The organism is Nocardia sp. NPDC047654 (assembly GCF_043205035.1).
GTDB lineage: Bacteria > Actinomycetota > Actinomycetes > Mycobacteriales > Mycobacteriaceae > Nocardia.
This window is the reverse complement of sequence record NZ_JBIDDF010000030.1, coordinates 16334-36373: the sequence shown is the minus strand read 5'-3', so window position 1 is coordinate 36373 and position 20040 is coordinate 16334. Positions and strand designations below refer to the sequence as shown.

Annotated in this window: 19 protein-coding genes; 4 read left to right on the top strand and 15 right to left on the bottom strand. The window is 65.3% G+C overall.

The features are described from left to right. Positions 1-332: 332 nt before the first annotated feature. Positions 333-644 (bottom strand): hypothetical protein, encoded by a 312-nt coding sequence (locus tag ACGF7Y_RS35780; protein WP_393242116.1) that lies wholly within the window; start codon positions 642-644, stop codon positions 333-335. A gap of 463 nt (positions 645-1107) precedes the next feature. Between ACGF7Y_RS35780 and ACGF7Y_RS35775 the strand changes: the two genes are divergently transcribed. After that, a complete protein-coding gene (locus ACGF7Y_RS35775; protein ID WP_393242113.1) occupies positions 1108-1362 on the top strand; it encodes a helix-turn-helix domain-containing protein in 255 nt (84 codons plus the stop codon). A 378-nt stretch (positions 1363-1740) separates the two neighbouring features. Here ACGF7Y_RS35775 and ACGF7Y_RS35770 read toward each other — a convergent pair whose 3' ends face one another. From ACGF7Y_RS35770 to ACGF7Y_RS35740, 7 genes are read right to left on the bottom strand one after another with little or no spacing between them, the layout of a single operon-like run. After that, on the bottom strand, positions 1741-2415 hold the full coding sequence (locus ACGF7Y_RS35770) for an MBL fold metallo-hydrolase (protein ID WP_393242110.1): 675 nt from the start codon (positions 2413-2415) through the stop codon (positions 1741-1743). A gap of 31 nt (positions 2416-2446) precedes the next feature. Then, positions 2447-3544, bottom strand: a complete 1098-nt coding sequence (locus ACGF7Y_RS35765) for an alcohol dehydrogenase catalytic domain-containing protein (protein WP_393242107.1) — start codon at positions 3542-3544, stop codon at positions 2447-2449. Next, complete coding sequence (locus tag ACGF7Y_RS35760) at positions 3541-4539, bottom strand: hypothetical protein (protein WP_393242104.1); 999 nt, start codon at positions 4537-4539, stop codon at positions 3541-3543. The genes ACGF7Y_RS35765 and ACGF7Y_RS35760 overlap by 4 nt, the downstream gene beginning before the upstream one ends. Positions 4540-4559: 20 nt before the next feature. Next, entirely contained in the window at positions 4560-5531 is a 972-nt protein-coding gene (locus ACGF7Y_RS35755; protein ID WP_393242101.1) for a TAXI family TRAP transporter solute-binding subunit, read from the bottom strand. Next, positions 5528-6361 carry a fumarylacetoacetate hydrolase family protein gene (locus ACGF7Y_RS35750; RefSeq protein ID WP_393242098.1) on the bottom strand — a complete coding sequence of 278 codons (834 nt, stop codon included), beginning with the start codon at positions 6359-6361 and terminating at the stop codon, positions 5528-5530. The genes ACGF7Y_RS35755 and ACGF7Y_RS35750 overlap by 4 nt, the downstream gene beginning before the upstream one ends. Position 6362: 1 nt before the next feature. After that, positions 6363-7292 (bottom strand): VOC family protein, encoded by a 930-nt coding sequence (locus ACGF7Y_RS35745; protein ID WP_393242095.1) that lies wholly within the window; start codon positions 7290-7292, stop codon positions 6363-6365. Then, positions 7285-8883 carry a bifunctional 3-(3-hydroxy-phenyl)propionate/3-hydroxycinnamic acid hydroxylase gene (locus ACGF7Y_RS35740; protein ID WP_393242092.1) on the bottom strand — a complete coding sequence of 533 codons (1599 nt, stop codon included), beginning with the start codon at positions 8881-8883 and terminating at the stop codon, positions 7285-7287. The genes ACGF7Y_RS35745 and ACGF7Y_RS35740 overlap by 8 nt, the downstream gene beginning before the upstream one ends. 251 nt (positions 8884-9134) lie before the next feature. On the opposite strand from ACGF7Y_RS35740, the gene ACGF7Y_RS35735 reads away from it, so the two are divergent. Further along, a complete protein-coding gene (locus ACGF7Y_RS35735) occupies positions 9135-9704 on the top strand; it encodes a YhgE/Pip domain-containing protein (protein WP_393242130.1) in 570 nt (189 codons plus the stop codon). Between the two features lie 962 nt (positions 9705-10666). On the opposite strand, the gene ACGF7Y_RS35730 is transcribed toward ACGF7Y_RS35735, so the two are convergent. From ACGF7Y_RS35730 to ACGF7Y_RS35710, 5 genes are read right to left on the bottom strand one after another with little or no spacing between them, the layout of a single operon-like run. Beyond that, positions 10667-11593, bottom strand: a complete 927-nt coding sequence (locus ACGF7Y_RS35730) for a VOC family protein (protein ID WP_393242089.1) — start codon at positions 11591-11593, stop codon at positions 10667-10669. A gap of 8 nt (positions 11594-11601) precedes the next feature. Then, complete coding sequence (locus ACGF7Y_RS35725; protein WP_393242086.1) at positions 11602-12474, bottom strand: fumarylacetoacetate hydrolase family protein; 873 nt, start codon at positions 12472-12474, stop codon at positions 11602-11604. A 33-nt stretch (positions 12475-12507) separates the two neighbouring features. Continuing rightward, positions 12508-14097 carry a bifunctional 3-(3-hydroxy-phenyl)propionate/3-hydroxycinnamic acid hydroxylase gene (locus tag ACGF7Y_RS35720; protein WP_393242083.1) on the bottom strand — a complete coding sequence of 530 codons (1590 nt, stop codon included), beginning with the start codon at positions 14095-14097 and terminating at the stop codon, positions 12508-12510. 21 nt (positions 14098-14118) lie between these two features. Continuing rightward, a complete protein-coding gene (locus ACGF7Y_RS35715) occupies positions 14119-15549 on the bottom strand; it encodes an aldehyde dehydrogenase family protein (RefSeq protein ID WP_393242080.1) in 1431 nt (476 codons plus the stop codon). Next, on the bottom strand, positions 15546-16634 hold the full coding sequence (locus ACGF7Y_RS35710) for an NAD(P)-dependent alcohol dehydrogenase (protein ID WP_393242077.1): 1089 nt from the start codon (positions 16632-16634) through the stop codon (positions 15546-15548). Before ACGF7Y_RS35710 ends, ACGF7Y_RS35715 begins: the two co-directional genes overlap by 4 nt. Positions 16635-16704: 70 nt before the next feature. Here ACGF7Y_RS35710 and ACGF7Y_RS35705 point away from each other — a divergent pair, with 70 nt between their 5' ends. Next, positions 16705-17193 carry a MarR family winged helix-turn-helix transcriptional regulator gene (locus tag ACGF7Y_RS35705; RefSeq protein ID WP_393242074.1) on the top strand — a complete coding sequence of 163 codons (489 nt, stop codon included), beginning with the start codon at positions 16705-16707 and terminating at the stop codon, positions 17191-17193. Here ACGF7Y_RS35705 and ACGF7Y_RS35700 read toward each other — a convergent pair. Next, entirely contained in the window at positions 17182-17889 is a 708-nt protein-coding gene (locus ACGF7Y_RS35700; protein WP_393242071.1) for a class II aldolase/adducin family protein, read from the bottom strand. The genes ACGF7Y_RS35705 and ACGF7Y_RS35700 overlap by 12 nt on opposite strands. Before the next feature lie 135 nt (positions 17890-18024). Here ACGF7Y_RS35700 and ACGF7Y_RS35695 point away from each other — a divergent pair, with 135 nt between their 5' ends. After that, the gene (locus tag ACGF7Y_RS35695; RefSeq protein ID WP_393242068.1) at positions 18025-18813 is read left to right on the top strand and encodes an IclR family transcriptional regulator; all 789 of its coding nucleotides are present in this window, start codon (positions 18025-18027) and stop codon (positions 18811-18813) included. A gap of 179 nt (positions 18814-18992) precedes the next feature. Here the strand turns inward: ACGF7Y_RS35695 and ACGF7Y_RS35690 are convergent, their stop codons facing one another. Beyond that, positions 18993-19949, bottom strand: coding sequence for a carbohydrate kinase family protein (locus ACGF7Y_RS35690; protein WP_393242066.1), 957 nt, complete (start codon positions 19947-19949; stop codon positions 18993-18995). Between the last annotated feature and the right edge of the window lie 91 nt (positions 19950-20040).

Here is a 20040-nt window from a genome sequence, read left to right as displayed (position 1 = left end):
CCAGGCCGACAAATCCCGTTGAAGACCCCAAGTCAGTCAGTCGATGGGTCAGACCCCAGCGGGAGGTGCTCACCCACATCCTCTCTGTCAGTCGACGCGCGAACCCTCAGGGACAGGTGAGTCGGTTGCGCGCGGCGAGGTAGCAGGCCCAACTGGCTTGGGCGTACTGCGCCCACTTATGCCCGGTTTTCGGCCTGATGCCGAACAGATCGGCGACCACCACGGCGTCGAGGTCGGCGATAATCCAACGAAGTTCGGGATGTGCCCCACCGCCACGGCGCAGCCCCGGGTTCGCGCCCGGGGCTGCCTGCGTGTCGTGTGGATCTCGCCAGTCAGACCTTGTAGCCCAATTGCCGCAGAGCCGCCAGAAGGCCACCATCCCGCTCGTTGGCATGGCCCCAGCAGAGGCCGAAGAGTCGGCCCAAAGTCCCCTTCCGGACCAGATCCATCAGAGCCGCCTGGACCTCCGGGTGGCCCTTCACGGCGGGATTGTTAGGAAACGGGCCGTCGTACCCTTCCGACCCCTCGGGGCCCTTCGGCGCCTCCGGCGAGAACGCGAACGTCAAAATGTTCGTGGCGATCGCTTCCGCCTCGCGCCGTGCTGCAAGCTCAACTTCGGTGATCGCGCTGCTCTGCTCAGTCATTCGCGTCTCCTATGCGTTGTGCCAGTGATTCCATCCAGAGATCCAGTCTGCCCCACCATCCCGTCCACGCACGGCGAAACTTTGGCTTGCTGCAATTTATTGGGGTGCCAGTAGTAATCGCCGAAAAAACAACGGATATGGGCGTTGGCCCTGGCCCGTGGCGGTGTATCGCTAACCCCCGAAGGTTGACGGTTGCCGCGTACACGGCATGCGTTGCACACTCGACCTGCGGAAACACATTGCCGCTGAGGTTGTCTCGCAAACGAAGGTCTCCGCCCACCGTCTGGTCTGACTCGCATCAGGCGCGACTTTCTCGCATTGATGTCTGAGGTATCAGGAGTTCCGTGCCCTTCCGTGCTCATGAGAGCCTCACCCGCTGTCAGATTGCAGCAGCGACTTCTGATAACTGTGTGCGGTGCATCACGATGAGAGCCGAGCCGACGAGCAAGCTGAACGCGCAAAGATGTTGTGGGAGCAGCGGTATCGCGCGGTCATGGAGGTCCGCGATGGGCCGCCGGTGGGTGAGGTCGCCGCTCGATATGGCGTGACTCGGCAATCGGTGACGGCGTGGCGCAAGCGTTACGAGCAGGACGGCCTGGACGGATTGAGGGAACGCTCCCGCCGCCCGCACCACAGTTCGGCCCGGATCCCCGCGGAGTCGAGGCCGAAATGTGCGAGTTACGGCGCACGCACCGGCGGTCAGTCCCAGTGCGCGTGATCGATCTCGTAGTGCTGGCGTTGCTGGCCGACGTAGGCGCGATAGATGTCGGCGGATCCGCTGACGGAAGCGCCGAGCAAGACCCATCCTGTCGAAAGGTGGTGCCAGAAAAACGGTTTCGAAAATTGTCGCCACATCGGGCGCCTCCTGATGAGAAGGCATAGCCGGATGACCTTCCATGACCGGACGCGGTCATGGAAGGTCGGAGGCCAAGCGAGCAGGGTCAACAACTCGCCGACGGCCTAGCCAGGCCGAGCTTCGTCACGCAGCTGCTGCCGCCGGGCGGGGACCGCAACACGGTCGATAGCTCGAGAGGGGCCTGGCTTCGGCTCGCGACCGGCGTCGAAGTTGGCGAGCCGACCGCAAGTCAGGGCACCGCTAGGGCGAGATCGGATGCGAGGTCGCGTGGTCGAGAACCCGTACTTCGGTGGTCTCGGGCGCGAGACTTTTCAGCAGCCGGCAATGCATGTTCTGATGTGCGGTCGCCAAACCGGCCTGGTGAATCGGCACTACGACGCGCGGAGCGATCGACCGCAGATAGTCGATACCCTCGCCGATCTTCATCCACGGCCCGCCGATCGGCAGCAACAGCACATCGACCGCGACAGGGATCTCGTCGAAAGCGTCTCCCGGGTGGAAGACGGCGTCGTCGATCAGATAGCCGACGTTCTCCGATGTGGGCAACGCCGAATGGACGCAGGCGTGCTCACCACCGGTGACCACGATGTCATGGCCGAGCACCGATAGCTTCTGGCCGGGCTGCGCCACGTGCGCGGGCCGACGCATGTGTTCGGGATAGTCCGGGTTGTCCAGTACCGCGAGTGTGTCCTCGCCGACGATCAACTGGGCGGCAGGGTTGGCCGCCAGCAGCGCCGCGAGCCGGGGTACGTCGAGGTGGTCGGGGTGAGCGTGGGTGATCAGGATCAGGTCGAGGTCGGCCAAGTCCTCGAAATCCTGCGAATAAGTACCCGGATCGAACAGGATTCGCGTCGAGGCAGCCGCGCGCGGGATCTCCACGAGAACGCAGGCGTGCCCGAAGTGGGTGATATTCATAGCTTTTCGCCTTCCGTAGGAGACTTGGTTTTCAGGGGTTGACCACGGTCATCCACATCGGCTCTTTGCGGTTCACCATCGCTTCGACCGCTGTGTCGGCATCGGATAGGGGGAAGCGCTGGGTGATCAGTTCGTCCACGTTCAGTGCGCCGGATCCGAGGAGGGCGAGGACCTGTTCGGCGTCGGACCGCGTGCAGGCGCGGGTGCCGACGAAGCGCCAGCAGTTCACCATCAATGCCAGGGGCGGCAGCGACAACGGCGTGGTGTTGCCACCCATGTGGGCGATGGTGCCGCCGGTGCGCAAGGCAGCCATCGCCTGGCTGGTGGCCGCGCCTGCCGGGATGTAGTCGGCGACGGCGTGCACACCGGCCGGGGCCAGCTCGCGCAGTCGGCGGGTGAGACCGCCGGTACTCTCCCAATCGGTCGGCAACTCATCCAGGGCGATGGAGTCGACCTCGACGTTGCCCGCCAGCGGCGTTACCGCGGCGAGCCGTTCGGCGGAGCGGCCGACCAGCAGCAACCGGGCGATGCCGAAATGCTCGGCCAGTTTGATCGTCGCGGTGCCCATCGTCCCGGTGGCGGCGGTGGTGACAACCGTCGAACCCAGCGGCAACTGCGCGCACTTCAAAATCCGCACGACATTTGCCAGATCGTGCACCTTGGCGGCCACGTCGAAGCTCAGATTGCTCGGGAGCTGGTCGATCAGCCAGTGAGGTACTCGGACATATTCGGCGAGGCCACCGTCGTGGTAGCGCTCATAGAGCGGCATCGGCACCGCGCCGAAGCCCGCGTGCCCGATCATCGCCTGTTGCGGGCACATCATGTCGCGGTCGGTGCGGCAGTAGTCGCAGCTGCGGCAGTTGAGGTTGGGGTGCACCCGTACTCGATCGCCGACCGTGATTTCGGTGACCTGCTCGCCCACCGCGGCTACTGTGCCGGCCGCTTCGTGGCCCAGAGTCGTCGGAAGGTGTTTGAACGCGCCCATTTTCAGCAGGGCGATCATGCCAGGTGCCAGCCCGGCCGAGACGACCTTGACTACGACGTCGAGTGGTCCTGGCTGGGGAATCGGGATCTGTTCGAGGGTCAGGGTGTGCGCGCCTTGGGTGGCACGTGCGGCGAGCATGGTCATCGCGAGCTACTTTCCCCGGCGAGGGCGTCGAGGTATTCGGGTGTGCAGGGCTGTGCGGTGCGCGAGGTCTCGGCAACTTGGGGTAGTTCGCGATGGGAGAGCACGCTGAGGTAGGCGCCGTCTTCATGACCGACGCTGGTGTGGGCGATGCCGAGCGGGATTCGGACGAAGTCGCCCGGACCGAGTTCGATGATCCCGCGTTGGGTCACCAGTGTGCGTACACCGCTGATCTGGTACTGGATCTCGTCGGCGTCGAGGGTACGTTTGTAGCGCCGCACGTTGCCTTGCTCGGACGTGAACGTTTCTGTGCCTAATTTGAATTGGTCGGTCGCGAAGAGTGGATTCGACCCCGGGCCGACAGCGAATACCGACATCCGGTCGTGTTCGTCGTTGACGCGGTCGAGCAGCGCGTGCTCGTCGATGGGAAAAACGGTGATGTCGTGGCCCAGTGATCCCATGCACTGGGTGACGGCCTCGTTGAGCGGTCCTGGCTGCCATCCGGGAAACGGTGGCAGCGCTGCCGTCGATGTGCGCACGGCACTGCCTGTTTCGGTGACCGGTGCCGGAATGTAGAACAGCAGGTGGCTTTCGGTGCGTCCGTAGTTGTCGTGGGCGACACCGCGGGGGATGCGGGAGAACTCGCCGGGTCGGTGTTCGATGGTGCCGAGCTCGGTCATCAGGGTACGTTCGCCGTCGATCTGGTAGGAGATCTCGTCGACATCGCAATTGCGGTGATAAAAGGGCTGGCGATTGTCCATCGTCTGCCACTCGATGCGGATCTGGTCGTTCTCGTAGACCCCGCGCGGTGGGGCGAACGGCTGTGCCTGGTATTGCTGGGGGAAGTGGACGACCGTCAGTGGCGGATGATCGCGCCACAGCTTCATCGGCATCTTGCCCACGTGCGGTGGGGAGAGCAAGTTCCGTTCGTCGCGGTCGATGCTGCGCAGGGGAACCTCGGACGTCATGGTCACGATGTCTTCGATGACAACACTCATAAAGAGACCTCTTTGTCTCGTCAGGAAACGAATTCGGCGACAGGCAGTGCCTGGTAGTAGACCGCCGCGCCGGGGTGCAGCGGAATCGGGGTGATGCCCATGGTCGGTGGGTCGAGAGGGTAGGTGATAGGGCTGCGCTCGGGCGGTAGGTGCCGGTACTGCGCCTCGATGAGGTGGCGGGTCTCACCCAGAATCCACGCGACGGCATAGGCGAGGTCCTCGGCCATATCCGCGCGGGTCACGACCAGGAAATCGGAGAAGTCCAAGGTCTGGAACGCGCTGCGGCCGGGGAAGAATTCGTCGGCGACCGTGGCGGAGGGCCACCCGAAGTCCCGGTCGAATGAGGCGAGTACCTCGGGTTCGACTTCGAGGAAGCGGTAGTCGGCGCCGAACTGCTGCCAGTGCGGCAACATGACGGCTTCGTGCACGATCGCGTCGGCGCGGCCGGCAAGGACATGATCGAGTGATTCGAAGGGCCGTTCGTCGCCGAGGAACTGCCCGCCCCAGCCTTCGACATCGACGCCCGACCGGATCAGCAGTTCGTGTGCCGCCAGGCCCACGGCGTTGACCCCGTCGTTGACAGAGGTCGCCACTCGCAGCGCCGGTTTCAGCTCGCGCAGCTCGGCGAACGAGGTGACCCCGAGATCGCCGTGCACGGCAAAGACCAGTCGATCACGTTGGGGCACAACGCCGAGCGCGCGCAAATCGGGATAGTGCTCGTCACGGTAGGTGCCGCGGCCGTCGAGCGCGACAGCGGTGAACGCGGCAGGTGTGGTCAGTGCGATGTCGACTTCACCGCGCCCTACCGCACGCACGTTGTCGGAGAATCCGCGGCCGTTCCAGATGCCGACCCGAGTATGTGGGCCTGCCCGGTCGGTCAGTTCCTGAGAGATCCAGCCACACACCCGGTGCAGATTGGCATTACCCCAATCACCTTGCAGTTGCAGTCGCAGCGATCGGTCGATCCGGGGTTCGGCGGGCCGAGTGCTCATGCCGGAACCACCTCGCTGCGAACCAGGTTCCGGACCGATCCGACGCCCTCGATCTCGACACTGACCTGGTCACCGTCGCGCAGGAACAACTGCGGGTCGCGGCGATAACCGACGCCCCCGGGGGTGCCGGTCAAGATCACGTCGCCGGAGGCGAGGGTGGTGAAGGTCGAGATCTCGGCGATCAGCCGGGGGATGGAGAAGATCAGCATCGACAGATCCGACTCCTGGACCTTTTCACCGTTGAGCACGGTGCGGATACCCGCCGTCGACAGGTCGACCTCGGCCGGCGTCACCAACGAGGGGCCCAGCGGCGTGCTCGCCTGCCAAGCCTTCCCCTGCATCCACTGGTGGGTCTTGTACTGGAAGTCACGCATGGTGATGTCGTTGGCCGTGCTGTACCCGAGAACATGCTCGGCTGCGTCGGCTTCGGCGATGCGACGGCCGGGCCTGCCGATGATGACCGCCAGTTCACCCTCGTAGTCCACCTGGGTCGACTCCGGCGGCAGCACGATGTCGTCGTAGGCACCGATGAGACTGTCGGCGAATTTGGGGAACAGCACCGGATAGGTCGGCAGTTCGCGTTTGGTCTCGGTGACGTGCTCGCGATAGTTCAGCCCGACGCAGAACACCTTCGACGGGCTGGGCACCACCGGCAGCAGCCGGACCGCATCGATCTCGACTCGGCCACGGGTATCACGTTCGGCGTCGGCCAGCGCTTCCGAGGTGGTCTTGGAGCCGATCTCGGTGAGGCCGTCCAACGGGACCAGGGCCGAACCCCGCACTTCGCCGACGCGGCGTTCGCCGCGATATTCGTAGGTTACGTACGCCATGTCAGTGTCCTTCGCTGGTCTTGCGCCAGGAGGCGAGCTGGCCGCCCCACAGGTTCACGGAATTAGGGATCGGCTTCCACCGGCGCGGCACATAGGTCACGCGGTCGTCGTGGAACTTCTCCATCTCGGCGGACAGTTCGATGTGGTTGCCCGCCGGGTCGTCGAAGAAGATGAACAGATTGTTGCCCGGGCCGTGGCGACCGGGACCCCAGCTGACATCGACGTTCTCGTCTGTCAGCCGGTCACACCACGCCTTGAAGTCCTCCCATTCGGCCAGGTCGAAGGAGTAGTGGTCGATGTCGCCGCCTGCACCGACGTTGACCACAGCCAGGGTGTGGTGGTCGCGGTCACTGCGCAGCCATGCGAATCGGCCGTCCTCGAGCTGATCGGAGATGCGGAATCCGACGGTGTCGACAAAGAATTCCACCATCGGCACCACATCGTCGGTGGCCAGGGTGATGTGCTGGTATTTGATCGGTCGGCGACCGGTGTCGGCGGCATTCTCGCCCTCGCGTGCCACCGCGGTGTGGAAGTGGACGGGTGTGCCGTGGGGGTCGGTGACCACGACGCCGGTGGCCTCGCCGAGTCCCGCGTCGAGATAGGTCGGGTCCAGTGGAGAGACGGTGTGCCCGGCGGCGGCCAGCCGCTTGGCGATGCCCTCGACGCCGTCGAGGTCGCGGACCTCGAAACCGTAGTGGTGCAGCCCCTTCTCGCCTTCGACGAGATCGATGACGTGATGTCCGGCGCCCCAGCCCAAGCGAAGTCCACCCTCAGGCAGCTGCTCGTGCACCTGCAATCCGAGCACCCGACCGTAGAACGCTGCCGACGCCGCGACATTGGGCACGCGGAATCCGATGTGGGACACGGTGGTACGGGTGAGAGTGCCTGCTGCCGCGCGTTCCTGTAAGACGATCCGCTGTGGTTTATCCATGGCTCAAAGCCCTTTCTGTCCAGGTCGAGATGGCGGTCACCGTGTCGGTGGTCCGGGCGGGATGCCAGGCGGCCGCGACCACCCGGTCTGGTCGGAGAAGCACGAATTGATGGGAATAAGGTTCGAATTCGCGGGCGGCTGCCCCGTCGATATCGATCAGGACCCGACGTCGGGTCCGTGGGAGGTACTCCCCCAGCGCAAGCAGCGCCGTAGTCGTTCCGAGCTGCCGGACTACCGGCTCGACCGCTGCCCAATCCTGCTCGTCGACGTCGACGCCGATCAGCGCCCAATCCATGCCGAGCGCGTCGTCGAGCCGGGCGACACTATGGTCGGCGGTGTCGAAGACCAGGGGTTGCCCCACCGCGACACCGACACCGGCATGTCGATCGGCGCCGAGGACCAAACCTTCGGTGAAACGCTGCGAGGGTCGGTACCGCATCTCCTCGAGGTAGGCGCGGCCTTCCTCGGTACCCAGTGCTTGCTCGATCAATGCGTCGCGCCGGTCTGCGAATCGTGCCGATGTGGTCATCACGACACGCCCCATGCGCTCCGACATCCGCACCGTTGCCTGTACATGGGCAGCGCGTTCGCTCTGGTAGCTGGCCAGCACCGACGGGGCAAGTCTGCCGGCGAGCACGTCAGCGATCTTCCAGGTCAGGTTTGCCGCGTCACGAATGCCGGAGTTGAGCCCCTGTCCGGCGAAGGGCGGCATCATGTGCGCCGCGTCGCCGAGCAGGAAGGAACGCCCGACCATCCACTCGTCGGCGATGACCGCGTTGAACCGGTAGTTCACCGCGCGTTCGATCTGCGTCGGTGTCAAGTCACGATAGGGCGCGACCAACGCGCGGATCAGCTCGAATGACGGCGCCTCGGCGGGTGTCCCCTCACCGTCGAAGAGCCGGAATTCGTAACGGCAGCGGCCGTCTAGCCCGGGCACGATGACATGCGGCCGGGCCGGATCTCCGTGATGCATCGCGAAGCGTTCGGTGTGCGGATCGTCGAGGGTGTCGGCGACCAACCACACGTCAGGGTAGCTACGCCCGGTCATCTCGATGCCCTGGCTGAGTCGGGTCGCCGATCGACCGCCGTCACAGCCGAGGACGTAGGCAGCGTCGAGGGTCACCGGGCCGCTGTCGGAGCGAGCGTGGACTCGCACCGAGTCGGCGAGCTGGTCGAATCCGGTCACTTCGACACCGAATCGCAACGACACATTGGGCATCTGTGCCAGCGCTTTGACCAATACGCGCTCGAGATCGGGTTGAGCGAAGGGGTTTTTGAACGGGTACCCCAAACGGAACGGTCGAGGACCGCGCGCATGAAACAGCGGCATCCCGTGGCGGTCGTAGTAGCGAGTGCCCGTGCCCGGAACCACGATCGGCAGCACCTGCTCGACGATGCCCGCGCGCTGGTACACCCGCAGGGACTCGTCATCGATGCTGATCGCCTTGGGCTCGTCGCTGGTCGAGTGATTCTGTTCGACCACGACCACGTCGACGCCCCGTGCGGCGAGCAGGGCCGCAGCCGTCAGACCGACCGGACCGGCACCGCAGATCACCACCTCGGTTTCGTCTGGCGACTTCACCGGCGCCATCACCTCACCTTCTCCCGCTGTCGGACGAACTCGATGACCAACCCTATGCACGGTGTCCTGCATTACAAAAGATGGGTCCTGCAAAACAGGACACTTCTGACCTGGTCCGCTTGCGCGTGAGCCACCTCACACTGGCGATGACACTCTAGCATTATAGCTATAGTTGTAGAGTTAAATGATGTCCCGAGTCCCCCTGGCCACGCGCCGCCCCCGATGTCGGTGCTGAGCTACTTCGCCACCCCAAGAACTGGCTGATTCCCAGCGTCGTCCTCACTACCGCCTTGTTCGTGACCACCGTGATCTTCACTGGTAGCGTCGCCAACCCGACGGCCGATCCGCACCACGCACGTATCGGCGTAATCAAACTGGACAAAGGCGTCCCCGACGGCCCGATGAACATCAGCGAGCGAGTGGTGGCTGGCATCGTGAACCAGCCACAGCAGCCGAGTGAGGCGGTGAGTTGGCAGCAATTCCACTCCGTAGAAGAAGCAGCCACCACGGCGATCGCGGACAACCAGCTGTTCGCGGCGATCATCCTTCCCGAGGACTACTCCGCCAAGCTCAGCTCGCTGCTCGTCGCGAACCTGCAACGACCCGAGATCACGGTGCTGACCAACCCCGGCTCGGGCACGATGGCCGCCGCAATCGGCAGCCCGATCGCCGAATCGGCGACGCGAGGCGGTTCGATGGCGGCCGCTGGGCAGCTGCTCGCGCACGCGCCAGGCGCGATCAGCCCCGCCGACGCGGTGTTGATCACCGACCCGGTCACCATCGCCCATCACCAGGCGTTGCCGTTCGGCGACCGCACCGGAATGGCATGACCGCCTTCTTCTACGCCCTGCTCCTGATGATGGTCGGTTCCTCGGCGCCAATGTGGTCAACGGCCTCGTCGATGCCGAACTGGGCTTCGGCCCGACCGAGATGGGACCCAAGCGGCACATGTTGCCGCCGCGCCGGATCACCCGCGTAGGCACTACTCGGCCAACTGCCTCACCTTGGTGGTCGCTCCGGTACCGACAGCGACCGCGATTCTGGCCGTGAGCGTGTTCGTGGTCGATCTGGATCTGCCGCACTGCGGGCTGCTGTGGCTGTTCACGCCTGCTCGCGATCAACGCGATCGGGGCGGGCACTCTCGCTGTGGTCACCTTGTTGGGCCCGATCGGCATCGTGGTGAGCACGGTCTTCGGACTGACCGCGAGAACGACCCCGATGACCGCGGCTACCGACCTGGTCAGCACGCCGCAGTCGAGCAGGTCGCGGAGTCGTTCACCCCGCGCGCCCAAGCGGTCCTCGGCGCGTCGGCATGGTGGCGCGGTGGTGCCCCGGCGAAAGAGCACGCCGACCTGATACCTGCCCGCCCGAGTTGTCGGGCGGGCAGGTCAGGGAGAGTCGATGCCGCCTCCGGCCCCTGTTCGAGGAGGTCCCGCACTCCCTCGGACAGCGAGCGGATGGCGGAATTTGCTGGTCGGCCCTGCGCAATCCTCGCCCGCCTGAACGACACCCCCGACCTCTACCTCGAAACCCGGTCGCCCAGTGGCGATGGGATGCTGATCGAGCGCGTGATCAACGGTATCGAGCTGCCCGACCACGCAGAGGTATCGGGCTCCGCGGTCCCGGTCGGACCGCCGACCACCTCGTCGGCAAAGCCGTAGGGGTCACATCGATATGTCGCGACGGACGCCGCGTCAGTAGGCCAGCCGCTCGTCATGTGGTGGATGCGCGTCCGGTCCGCATCGCTGACCATGGCTCAGATCCGTTGGCAATGGCCCGGATTCACTGGATGTCACCCTCGGGTGGAGTGCGCGCCGCTCATCAGTGCGGCCAGGTCGTCAGGTTCCAGGAACGACGGTGGGGGCGGTGGACCCCAGGCGTAGAGGCCTTGCAAACCTTCGAGTACCGCAGGGCTCCAGAGCTCGTCCTCGGGCACTGTGTCCATATCGGAGTAGTACTCCGAGAAGTTGCCCGCCGGGTCCTTGAGGTACCAGAAGAAGTTGGCGCCGGCGAAATGGCGGCCCAGACCCCAGATGTGACGTTCGGGATGGCCTTCGAGCATCGACTGCGCGCCCCGGCCCACCTCGTCGATGTCGTCGACCTGCCAACTCGTGTGATGCATGAAGTTGACCGGCGCGGCCAGCACCAGCACATTGTGGTGCTCGACCGAGCAACGCAAGAACGCGGCTTTGTCGCCCATGTAGTCGCTGACCTTGAAACCCAGTCCGTCGACGAAAAAGCGCATGGTCGTGGCGAGGTCGGTGCTCCCCAGCACCGCGTGCCCGAGCTTCCGGGGCCGGACCCGTTCGGTTCGCGACAGAAACGGTGCCCGGCCCCACCGGTCGATGCGGCCGGGGCCGTTGTACGGTGTCGGCGCTACGGCCGGCTCGGTGATGATTCGCGGTCGCACCAGCACGCGCACCACGGTGCCGGTGACCGGTTCGACGGCACGCACCGACAGCGGATTGCTGTCGCACGACACCCCGATCGCAGCGAGCTTCCCGGCCACCGAGGCGATGTCATCGTTGTCGTCGGCGGCGACGGTGAGGTCGAGCAGCTTACGCAGCGGTGCGTGTACTACCTGGAGTTGTTCACCGCCGTCGCGGGTTGCGAATCGTCCCTCTCCGAGATGATCGAGGCCGAAATCGGTGTAGTAGCTGATGGTTTCGGCAGGGTTGGGGACTCCGATGGTGACTTTGCCCAGTCCGTGCAGTGCCATGTCGGCTCCTAGCGCGTCGCGACGAAGGTTTGCTGCAATGCACCGATTCCTTCGATCCAGGAATCGAGACGTTCACCAGGCTGCAGGAACCGTTTCGGCTCGCGGCCGACACCAACTCCGGCCGGTGTGCCGGTGAAGATCACATCGCCGGGGAACAACGTGACCGTCTGTGACAAGGCAGCGATCAGGGACGGGATCGGGAAGATCAGGTCCCTGGTGCGGCCCTTCTGCACTTCTTCACCATCGATGGAGCACCCGAGCTCGAGATCGTCGGGATCGGCGAACTCATCCGGTGTCACCAGCCACGGACCTTGGGGCGAGAACCCGGGAAAGGACTTGGCAAGCCCGAACTGCGGAGCCGGACCGCGCAACTGGGAAGTCCGTTCGGAGATATCCTGACCGACAGTCAACCCTGCTACCGCAGCCCACACCTGCGACGGCTCGACGCACCGCAGTGTCTGTCCGATGACCGCCACGAGTTCGACTTCCCAGTCCACACTTCCCTCTTCGGGAATGGTCACCGTGGTGTCGGGGCCGCTGAAGCTGGAAACGTATTTGGTGAAGACCGGCGGCAGATGCTCGGGCGCATCGAATCCGGATTCCGCTGCGTGTGCCCGGTAGTTCAGTCCGACCGCGAAGACCTGCCGCGGGGCAGGTGATGGTGCGCCCAACTCGGAGCGGTCCAGCGCGACCGAGTGGCCGTCGATCTCTTCGGATGTCAGAGCAGCCGCCCATTCCCGCACGGTGTCCCAGTTGGCATACAGCTCAGCGAAGTCGCCACTGAACCGACCACCCGACGCCGCGGCGATGTCCACGGTGCGCTCCTGGCCCCGCTCGCCGTAGACAAGGGCTCCGCGGCCCCGCAAGTTCGCTATACGCATGACAGTTGTTCTCCTCTGTGTGATGTTTGTGCGTCAGGAGACGCTGGTCGTCAGGCAGGCGATGTAGTCGGCCGCCAGGGTTGCGGCCCCCTCGATGGCCTCGGCCGTGCCGAACACGTAGTGGTCAGGCCTGATCAAAACGGCGGCAATGGAATTGGCAGCAAGCCATGCCGTCCAGACTCCGTCGCAATCGCGCAGGTCGGGGTTGCCGCTGGCTGCCAGTGATAGTGCGGTCACCTCTGCCGTGGCCAGCGACGCGCGCAGTGGCTCGTCGAGCAGGTCGGCGACTGGTCGTTCTGCGGCGAGGATCAACAGCGCGCCGTAGCCGGTGGCAGCATCCAGCAGGACCGCGGCGTCGTCGACAGCGACGGGGAATTGTGGGGTCATCGTCCCCGAGAGTTCCCCGCTCGCTCGTACCGCTCCCGGCCCGAGCACGGGACGGGCCGTGACGGGCAATACCACTGCGGGATCGGCGTTTCCGGCGATCATGCGGGCGTCGCGCTGCGCCGCCTGTTCCGGATCGAGCACGCAGATCACTTTTCCGAGCTCCACCGACATCGCGATCGCATGCTGCAGATGCACGCTTCGTTCACTGGTGTAGGTGTCGAGCAGATCCGGCGGCGATACCCGGCGCAGGACTCGATCCAGTTTCCACGCCAGGTTGGCTGCGTCGCGCAGCCCCGAGCACATGCCTTGGCCGGCAAATGGTGGCATCTGGTGGGCTGCATCGCCGGCGATCATCATTCGTCCGTTGCGCCAGCGATCGGCCCAGCGGGCGGCGAAGGTGTAGATCGCGTGCCGTTCCAGTCGAGTGTTGGCCGGAGTCCGGCCCCACGAAGACAACAGCTCCCAGGCCCGATCGACGGTGCCGAGTTCGGCGGGATCCTCGCCGGGTAGCCGCATGAATTCCCAGCGGCGCCGACCCTGTCCACCGGAAACTATCGTGGTCGGGCGTGCCGGATCGCACAGCTGCCAGTTCTGCGGCGACCAGACGATGTCGTCGGTCGGGATCGTGTCAACGATCAGCCAATCGAAGAAGAAGCCCTGATCGTGCATCGTCGCGCCCATACGCTTGCGCACCAGGCTGTTGGCTCCGTCGCAGCCGACGACATAGCGAGCAGTCAGTGTCCGGGAGATGGTCGACCTGGGCACGGGATGTTCCGAGGCCGGCACGGTGTCGGCGACACCGACGGCGACCCGGCCGGGATGCTCGTCGACGGTGACGACCTCAGCGCCCCGAATCAGCGTGACGTTGGGCATAGTCTCGACAGCGTCGGCCAGTACCTGTTCGAGTTGCGGCTGAGAGAAGAAGTTGGCTGTGGGCCAGCCGTTGGGCCCGATGCCCGACCAGTCGATGCGTAGCAGCGCCTCGCCGTTTGCGTTTCGCCATTCGTAATGGTCGGGAACTGGGTCCGAGATGGCCTGGACCTGTTGGGTCAGGTCCATCGATCCGAATACCCGGCCGATCTCGTCATCGAAATGCACTGCGCGTGGCAGCGGATATGGTTGCGGCCAGCGTTCCACGATGACGACATCATGGCCGCGGAGCGCGAGCATTCGCGCGGTGGCCAGCCCGACCGGTCCCGCGCCGACGATCACCACGTCGTGATCTGGATTGAGCATTGATCCTCGCTTGAACGGTTCTCAGTTGCCCTGGTGGACAATGTGCTTGATCTCTTGGAACTCCTCGATCGCTCGGTGGCCGTTGAGCCTGCCGACACCGCTGTGCTTGAAGCCGCCTTCCTCCATCTGGTCGTGGATGACGCCCCAGGTATTGGTCCACACGGTGCCTGCGTCGATCCGGCGTCCGACCCGCATCGGGCGATCGACATCCCGAGTCCAGATCGAGGCGGCCAGCCCGTATTGGGTGGCGTTGGCGCGCTCGATCGCGTCGAGCTCGGTATCGAAGATCTCGAAAGTCGCCACGGGCCCGAAGATCTCGTCCTGCACCACCGGCATCGTCACGTCGGCCACTTCGATCAACGCGGGACGGAGGAAGGCGCTCGTGCCGGTAGGCTCGACCAGCCCGCCGCGGACCAGTACCTTCGCGTATCCGGCCGCTTCGTCGACGAGCCGGTCTACGCGCTCGGCCGCGGCCCGGTCGATCAGCGGACCCATGTCGGTCTCGGGATCGGTGCCGGGACCGACCTTGACCCGTGTCAACGCCTCGGCCATCAACTCACGCAGTTCGTCGGCAATGCCGCGCTGCACCAGAATTCGGCTACCGGCCATACAGAATTGGCCACTGAAGGTGGTGATCGCGGCGGTCAGAGTCGGCACGACCGCGTCGAGGTCGGCGTCGTCGAACACGATCATCGGCGACTTGCCCCCGAGTTCGAGGGAGACCGGTTTGAGGCCGGGTGCCGCGGCCGCCATGATGGCGCGCCCCACCACGGTGGAGCCGGTGTAGCTGATCACATCGGAGTTCGGGTCCGAAACCAATACTGGGGCACCAGTGTTGCCCGACTCGGTGAACGCATTGACGACACCGGCGGGCATCGCCTCGGCGATGAGTTCGTAGAGCAGCCCGTTGGTCAGCGCGGTCTGCGCGGGCATCTTCATCGCCACGGTGCAACCCGCGGCCAACGCGGGCGCGAACGAGCGCACCGCCAGGATGATCGGCGAGTTCCAGGGAACGATCACCGCGGCTACACCGATGGGCTGGGGCAGTGCCATCGAATACATCCCCGGCGCCAGCTGCGCGGCCCGGCCGCTGTCGGTCAGGGCGAGGGCGGCGTTGTATCGCAGCTTGGGGATGGTGCCGTCGACCTCCATGGCGGCATCGGCAAGCTTCTTCCCATTTTCCCGAGACAACAGCTCGACGAGCTCGTCGCGGCGAACGGTCATCGCGTCGGAGAGCGCGAACAGCGCCGTTGCCCGAGCGTGCCGGTCCTGCGACCACGTCGTGGTGTCGAATACCCGGCGGGCAGCATCGATCGCAGCCCTGGCGGTGACCGCGCCCGCGTCGGCAAAGGTGCCCAACGGCCGGCCGGTGGCGGGGTCGAGGCTGGTGCCGATGGCGTGGCCGTCGCGCCATTGGCCGTCGATGAGGTTGCGGGCGTGTGGGAGCGTCATGGGGCCTCGAATCGGATGACAGGTTTGACGGTGATACCGGAGCGCGCGTCGTCGACAGCGCATTGCAGTTCGGTCGGTGGATAGAAGCGCACGAGTCGATCCCACGACAGCCGTCCAGCGCGGTACAGCTCGATCAGCGCCGGGATGAAGGTGACCCGGTCGCTGCCGCCTTCGGTGACACCGAGCAAGGTCCGGCCGTCGATCATGGCGTTGACGTCGACAACAATGCGGGTTCCCGCCGCAGGTGCGCCGATGATGGCGACGGTGCCGCCTGCCCGGATCTGTTCGAGCGCCCCTTCGAGCAAGCTCGGCACCCCGGTCGTCTCGATGATGAAGTCGAACTCGCGTAGTTCGCCCGCGTCCTTTGTCGTCGCGGTGGCGCCGAGCTCGCGCGCCAAGCCGAGCCGGGCGGGGACCCGGTCCACGGCCACGATCTCGCTCGCACCACACAACCGTGCGGCCATCACCGCCGACAAGCCGACCGCGCCCGCCCCGACAACGGCGACACGCGATCCCGGCGGCGGGCGAAGGAGATTGAGCACCGCGCCGGCACCAGTTTGGATGCCACACCCGATCGGGGCGAGCATCGCCAGTTCGTCGTCGTCCTCGACGACTACCGGCACGACACTGTGCTGCGACGCCACCGCATACTGTGCCAGCGACGACTGACCGAAGAACAATCCGCCGACCGGCTGTCCCGACCGATCCCGCAGCGGCGTTGTCCCATCAGGCCTGCAGGCTCCGAAATTGAGCAGAAAGTAGGTGGGGCACTGTGTGGGACGCCCGGTCCGGCAGCGAGCGCACGCGCCGCAGGACGCGAACGACAGCACCACACGGTCACCGACCGCCGCGGTGGTGACACCGGCTCCCACTGCTTCGACCACACCGGCGCCCTCGTGTCCGAGAACGGCGGGCAGGGGCGTCGGCAGCCGGCCCGCCAGGACCGACAGATCGGTGTGACAGACCCCGGTGGCGACCAGGCGGACCAGCACCTCACCGGGACCGGGGTCCTCGACGAGGACGGTCTCCCAGCAGAAATTGTCCGCTGCTGCACGGGCGACAGCGGCAATGGAATCTATCGGCATGAACGCCACGCTACGATGGTGTCCTGCATAACAAAAGTAGCATCCTGTAATACAGGACACATCGAACAGGATGAATGATCTACCACTAGAGGTAAACTGGGGTGTGCCTCCCACTGACCACGGCGACCTGCCGGCCGAGATCACCCGAACGAGCTGGACGCTGCATCGAGCACTCCGACAGAGTCAGGGAACGCCCCGCGGTGAAAATCCACGACCGCTCGCCCAGGTAGAGGTCCTCAAACTGGTCGATAGCCGCCCCGGCATCACCGTCCGCGAGATCGCCGAGGCACTGCGCATGCAGGCCAATAATGTCAGCACACTGGTCTCGAACCTGACCAAGGACGGATTCCTCGACCGCCGCGCCGACCCTGCGGACGGCCGGGTGATCCAACTCCATCCCACCGCCAAGATGCGAGCCGCGAGCACCGAACTCGCCGATCGTCTCGACGCCGGGGTTTCCGATGCGCTGGCGACGCTGAGTGAGCAGTCCCGCGACCGCATCGCGGCGGCACTGCCGGACCTGCGCGCGCTCGCCGAAGCGCTCGGCTCACAGCCCTGAATCCGGCCGCCCCGCCTCGCTCCGCCTGATCAGGTATCGCCATCCAGCATCGAGTTGAGCATGGTTCCAGACCTGCTCGCGTTTGAACTCCGTCTCCGCTTGGTCGGACCACACCGCCGGACCACCCGCCGACGCGGCAAGAAGCTGTGTCCGGCACGCGCGTTCGAGCAGCACGGCGTACATGACGGCGGTACCGATGTCGGATCCCACCGTCACCGCGCCGTGGTTGGGTATCAGGATCGCGTTGGCACCGGACAGCCCGCGAGCAAGTGCGCGCCCCAACTCCGTCGTCGCGATCAGCGCCCCGGTTTCCTCGAATCGGGGCACCTGCGGGCACGCGAAGGGCACCGCGTCGTGCGAAATCGGCAACAGCTCACACCTCAAAGAAGCGAAGGCCGCAAGTGCGGGTGCGTGCGTGTGCACCACCGCGCCGACATCTGACCGGGCAGACATGATCTCGGTATGGAGCGGGAACTCCAGATGCCGCCGCCCCGACCCTGCCAGCACCTCACCGGTCGGCGAGACCAGGACGACCGTATCGAGATCGATCTCCTCGAACCCCCACCCGGATGCCTTCATCCACACCCCGTCACCCCCTGGGTCACGCACCGAGGCATGCCCCCAGACCATGTCGCCGAGCCCCGCGGCGGCCAACGCGTGACTGGCTTGGACCACCGCGTACCTAGGGTCTTCCATGGGCCTCCTTCGACCATGCCAAGCGTATGGGAGATCCATCGCTGCTGCTACACAACCCACCGTAGGTTCGACATCCTACATAGCAGCACATACATCCTGCTTTACAGGACACCATTCGGTGACTAGCGTGTGTACATGACCGAACGAAACGCCGCACCGAGCACCTATCGGGAACGCAACTCCACGGCCGATCGCGCGCTCGACATCCTGCTCCTGTTCTCGGCCGAAAAGCCGGTATGGACTGGCGCCGAAGTCGCCGCCGGACTCGGCGTCGCCCGCTCGACCGGCTATCGCTACCTGCAGAGCCTGTCCAGCAATGGGTTCGTCGAGGAAACTCCCGGCGGATTTCGCCTCGGGCCCAGGATCTTTCAACTCGCTCGCCTCGCCCGTGCCGGCCTCGGGCTTTCCGAGGCCGCGTTGCCGGTGATGCGGACGCTGGCCGCACACGTCGACGAAACGGTGCTACTGACCCGCCGCTCCGGTCGCTCGGTGGTCTGCCTCGATCTCGTCGAAGCCCAGCACGCGGTTCGACTCTCCTACGAGCGTGGCCAGGTCCTGCCGATCAACGCGGGCGCGGCGGCCGAAGTCCTGCTGGCCTGGGCCGACCCCGACGAGGTCACCTCGGTACTGGAACAAGCCCCGCTCGAACGTTTTACCGCCAAGACTCTCACCGATCCCGCAGCATTGCGCACACGACTGTCTCGCATCCGCGAAGCCGGAATCGCGGTGTCGCAGGGCGAACTCGACCCCCACATCCTCGGCGTGGCCGCACCAGTACGAAATGCCGCGGGTTCGGTCTGCGCCGCGGTCAGCGTCGCCGCCCTCGCCGCCCGCGTGCCCCGCACCCGGCTCCGCGATGTCCAGTCGGCAGTGAAAGACGCAGCCGCGGCGATCTCACGCCAGCTCGAACTTCGCGACTCCTGAATATCAGGACGTGGTTACCGATATCCAGGAAGGAATTTCTACGAGGGCGGAATTGGTCACCCCTTCGAAGAGGAGGCCTGGATGATCGTGGTGCATGACTTCGACCCGAGAACCCGATTGATCGGTCCCGCCGCGACGGAGGTTCGCGTCGCATGAAAGCCGAACCTGCGAACCGTTGGTCAGCGTTGTTCGCGCTCCGCAGTCGCGCGACTCGATATTGTGGTTCGCGCGATCCATCGTTCGAGGTCGGCGGTCCCCGGAGCCCTGTCGGACCCCGGGCCGGTGGCCGCGGCCGTTCCGCACGCCACGGCGGCGGCAAGGCATGTCGCCAGCGGCCATCCAGCGAGCAGGCCATGAACGAAACCGACGTTGAAGCAGTCACCGGCGCCGGTGGTATCCAGAGCCGAAATAGGTTGGGGAACAACGTCAAAACGTTTGCCGTCTTGTGTTGCGGTGGCACCGGCGCTGCCGAGTTTGATCACAACGGTCGGCACAATTTCGTTCAGCCGCGATATCGCATCATCAATGGTCGGTGCCCTGGTCAGCCGCAGTGCTTCCTCAGCGTTGGGCGCGAAGATATCGGTGGAAGCCAGCGCGGCCCGCACTCCGGGGGTGCCGACATCGACGCCGACGTCTTGGCAGTCCATCACCACGGTGATGCCGAGGTGGCGGGCGAGCTTCAGCCCGTGCACCGTGTCGGCGTCGTAGCGTAGTTGTGGCACCATCAGGACACGTGGTCGGTATCGCCGCAGCAGCGACGGGAGCGGTTGCGGGGAGGTCGGGTCCTGAAAACTGACCATCGCCCGGTCCTCCGGCGTGGAGATGGCGACGGTCAGGCTGCGCAGCGGGTGCGGCTGATGCCGGAAGGCGCTCTCGTCCAATTCCTCCGCGCGTGCCGCGCGGAGGACATGGGCGCTGAAGGGGTCGGTGCCGAAGTCGGTCGCCCACACAACATCGTGCCCGAGTCGATGCGCGGCCATGGCCAGGGTGTAGGCGCCACCGGGCATCATTGTGAACCCGTCGGCGAAGACCTCACGGCCCGGTCGGACGGGCTCGGGAAGCCCGTGGAAGATCAGGTCCACGAAATAGGCCCCCACCACCAGAATTTCCCGACGACCAGGCTCGTCTGTGTCCATCCGATGACCGTACCGGCGTGAGGTGCCGGATGCGGGTGGTCGGATGGATATGGCGGCGAAGAATTCATGCTGTGAGTGTTAGCTTTGGATT

Bases quoted from the DNA above. Each gene is read 5' to 3' on its own strand.
- ACGF7Y_RS35710 (WP_393242077.1), bottom strand. From the start codon at position 16,634: ATGCCGATAGATTCCATTGCCGCTGTCGCCCGTGCAGCAGCGGACAAT.
- ACGF7Y_RS35730 (WP_393242089.1), bottom strand. From the start codon at position 11,593: ATGGCACTGCACGGACTGGGCAAAGTCACCATCGGAGTCCCCAACCCT.
- ACGF7Y_RS35770 (WP_393242110.1), bottom strand. From the start codon at position 2,415: ATGAATATCACCCACTTCGGGCACGCCTGCGTTCTCGTGGAGATCCCG.
- ACGF7Y_RS35765 (WP_393242107.1), bottom strand. From the start codon at position 3,544: ATGACCATGCTCGCCGCACGTGCCACCCAAGGCGCGCACACCCTGACC.
- ACGF7Y_RS35700 (WP_393242071.1), bottom strand. From the start codon at position 17,889: ATGGAAGACCCTAGGTACGCGGTGGTCCAAGCCAGTCACGCGTTGGCC.
- ACGF7Y_RS35725 (WP_393242086.1), bottom strand. From the start codon at position 12,474: ATGCGTATAGCGAACTTGCGGGGCCGCGGAGCCCTTGTCTACGGCGAG.
- ACGF7Y_RS35750 (WP_393242098.1), bottom strand. From the start codon at position 6,361: ATGGCGTACGTAACCTACGAATATCGCGGCGAACGCCGCGTCGGCGAA.
- ACGF7Y_RS35740 (WP_393242092.1), bottom strand. From the start codon at position 8,883: ATGGCGCCGGTGAAGTCGCCAGACGAAACCGAGGTGGTGATCTGCGGT.
- ACGF7Y_RS35690 (WP_393242066.1), bottom strand. From the start codon at position 19,949: ATGGACACAGACGAGCCTGGTCGTCGGGAAATTCTGGTGGTGGGGGCC.
- ACGF7Y_RS35780 (WP_393242116.1), bottom strand. From the start codon at position 644: ATGACTGAGCAGAGCAGCGCGATCACCGAAGTTGAGCTTGCAGCACGG.
- ACGF7Y_RS35720 (WP_393242083.1), bottom strand. From the start codon at position 14,097: ATGCTCAATCCAGATCACGACGTGGTGATCGTCGGCGCGGGACCGGTC.
- ACGF7Y_RS35755 (WP_393242101.1), bottom strand. From the start codon at position 5,531: ATGAGCACTCGGCCCGCCGAACCCCGGATCGACCGATCGCTGCGACTG.
- ACGF7Y_RS35715 (WP_393242080.1), bottom strand. From the start codon at position 15,549: ATGACGCTCCCACACGCCCGCAACCTCATCGACGGCCAATGGCGCGAC.
- ACGF7Y_RS35775 (WP_393242113.1), top strand. From the start codon at position 1,108: ATGTTGTGGGAGCAGCGGTATCGCGCGGTCATGGAGGTCCGCGATGGG.
- ACGF7Y_RS35760 (WP_393242104.1), bottom strand. From the start codon at position 4,539: ATGAGTGTTGTCATCGAAGACATCGTGACCATGACGTCCGAGGTTCCC.
- ACGF7Y_RS35745 (WP_393242095.1), bottom strand. From the start codon at position 7,292: ATGGATAAACCACAGCGGATCGTCTTACAGGAACGCGCGGCAGCAGGC.
- ACGF7Y_RS35695 (WP_393242068.1), top strand. From the start codon at position 18,025: ATGACCGAACGAAACGCCGCACCGAGCACCTATCGGGAACGCAACTCC.
- ACGF7Y_RS35705 (WP_393242074.1), top strand. From the start codon at position 16,705: ATGAATGATCTACCACTAGAGGTAAACTGGGGTGTGCCTCCCACTGAC.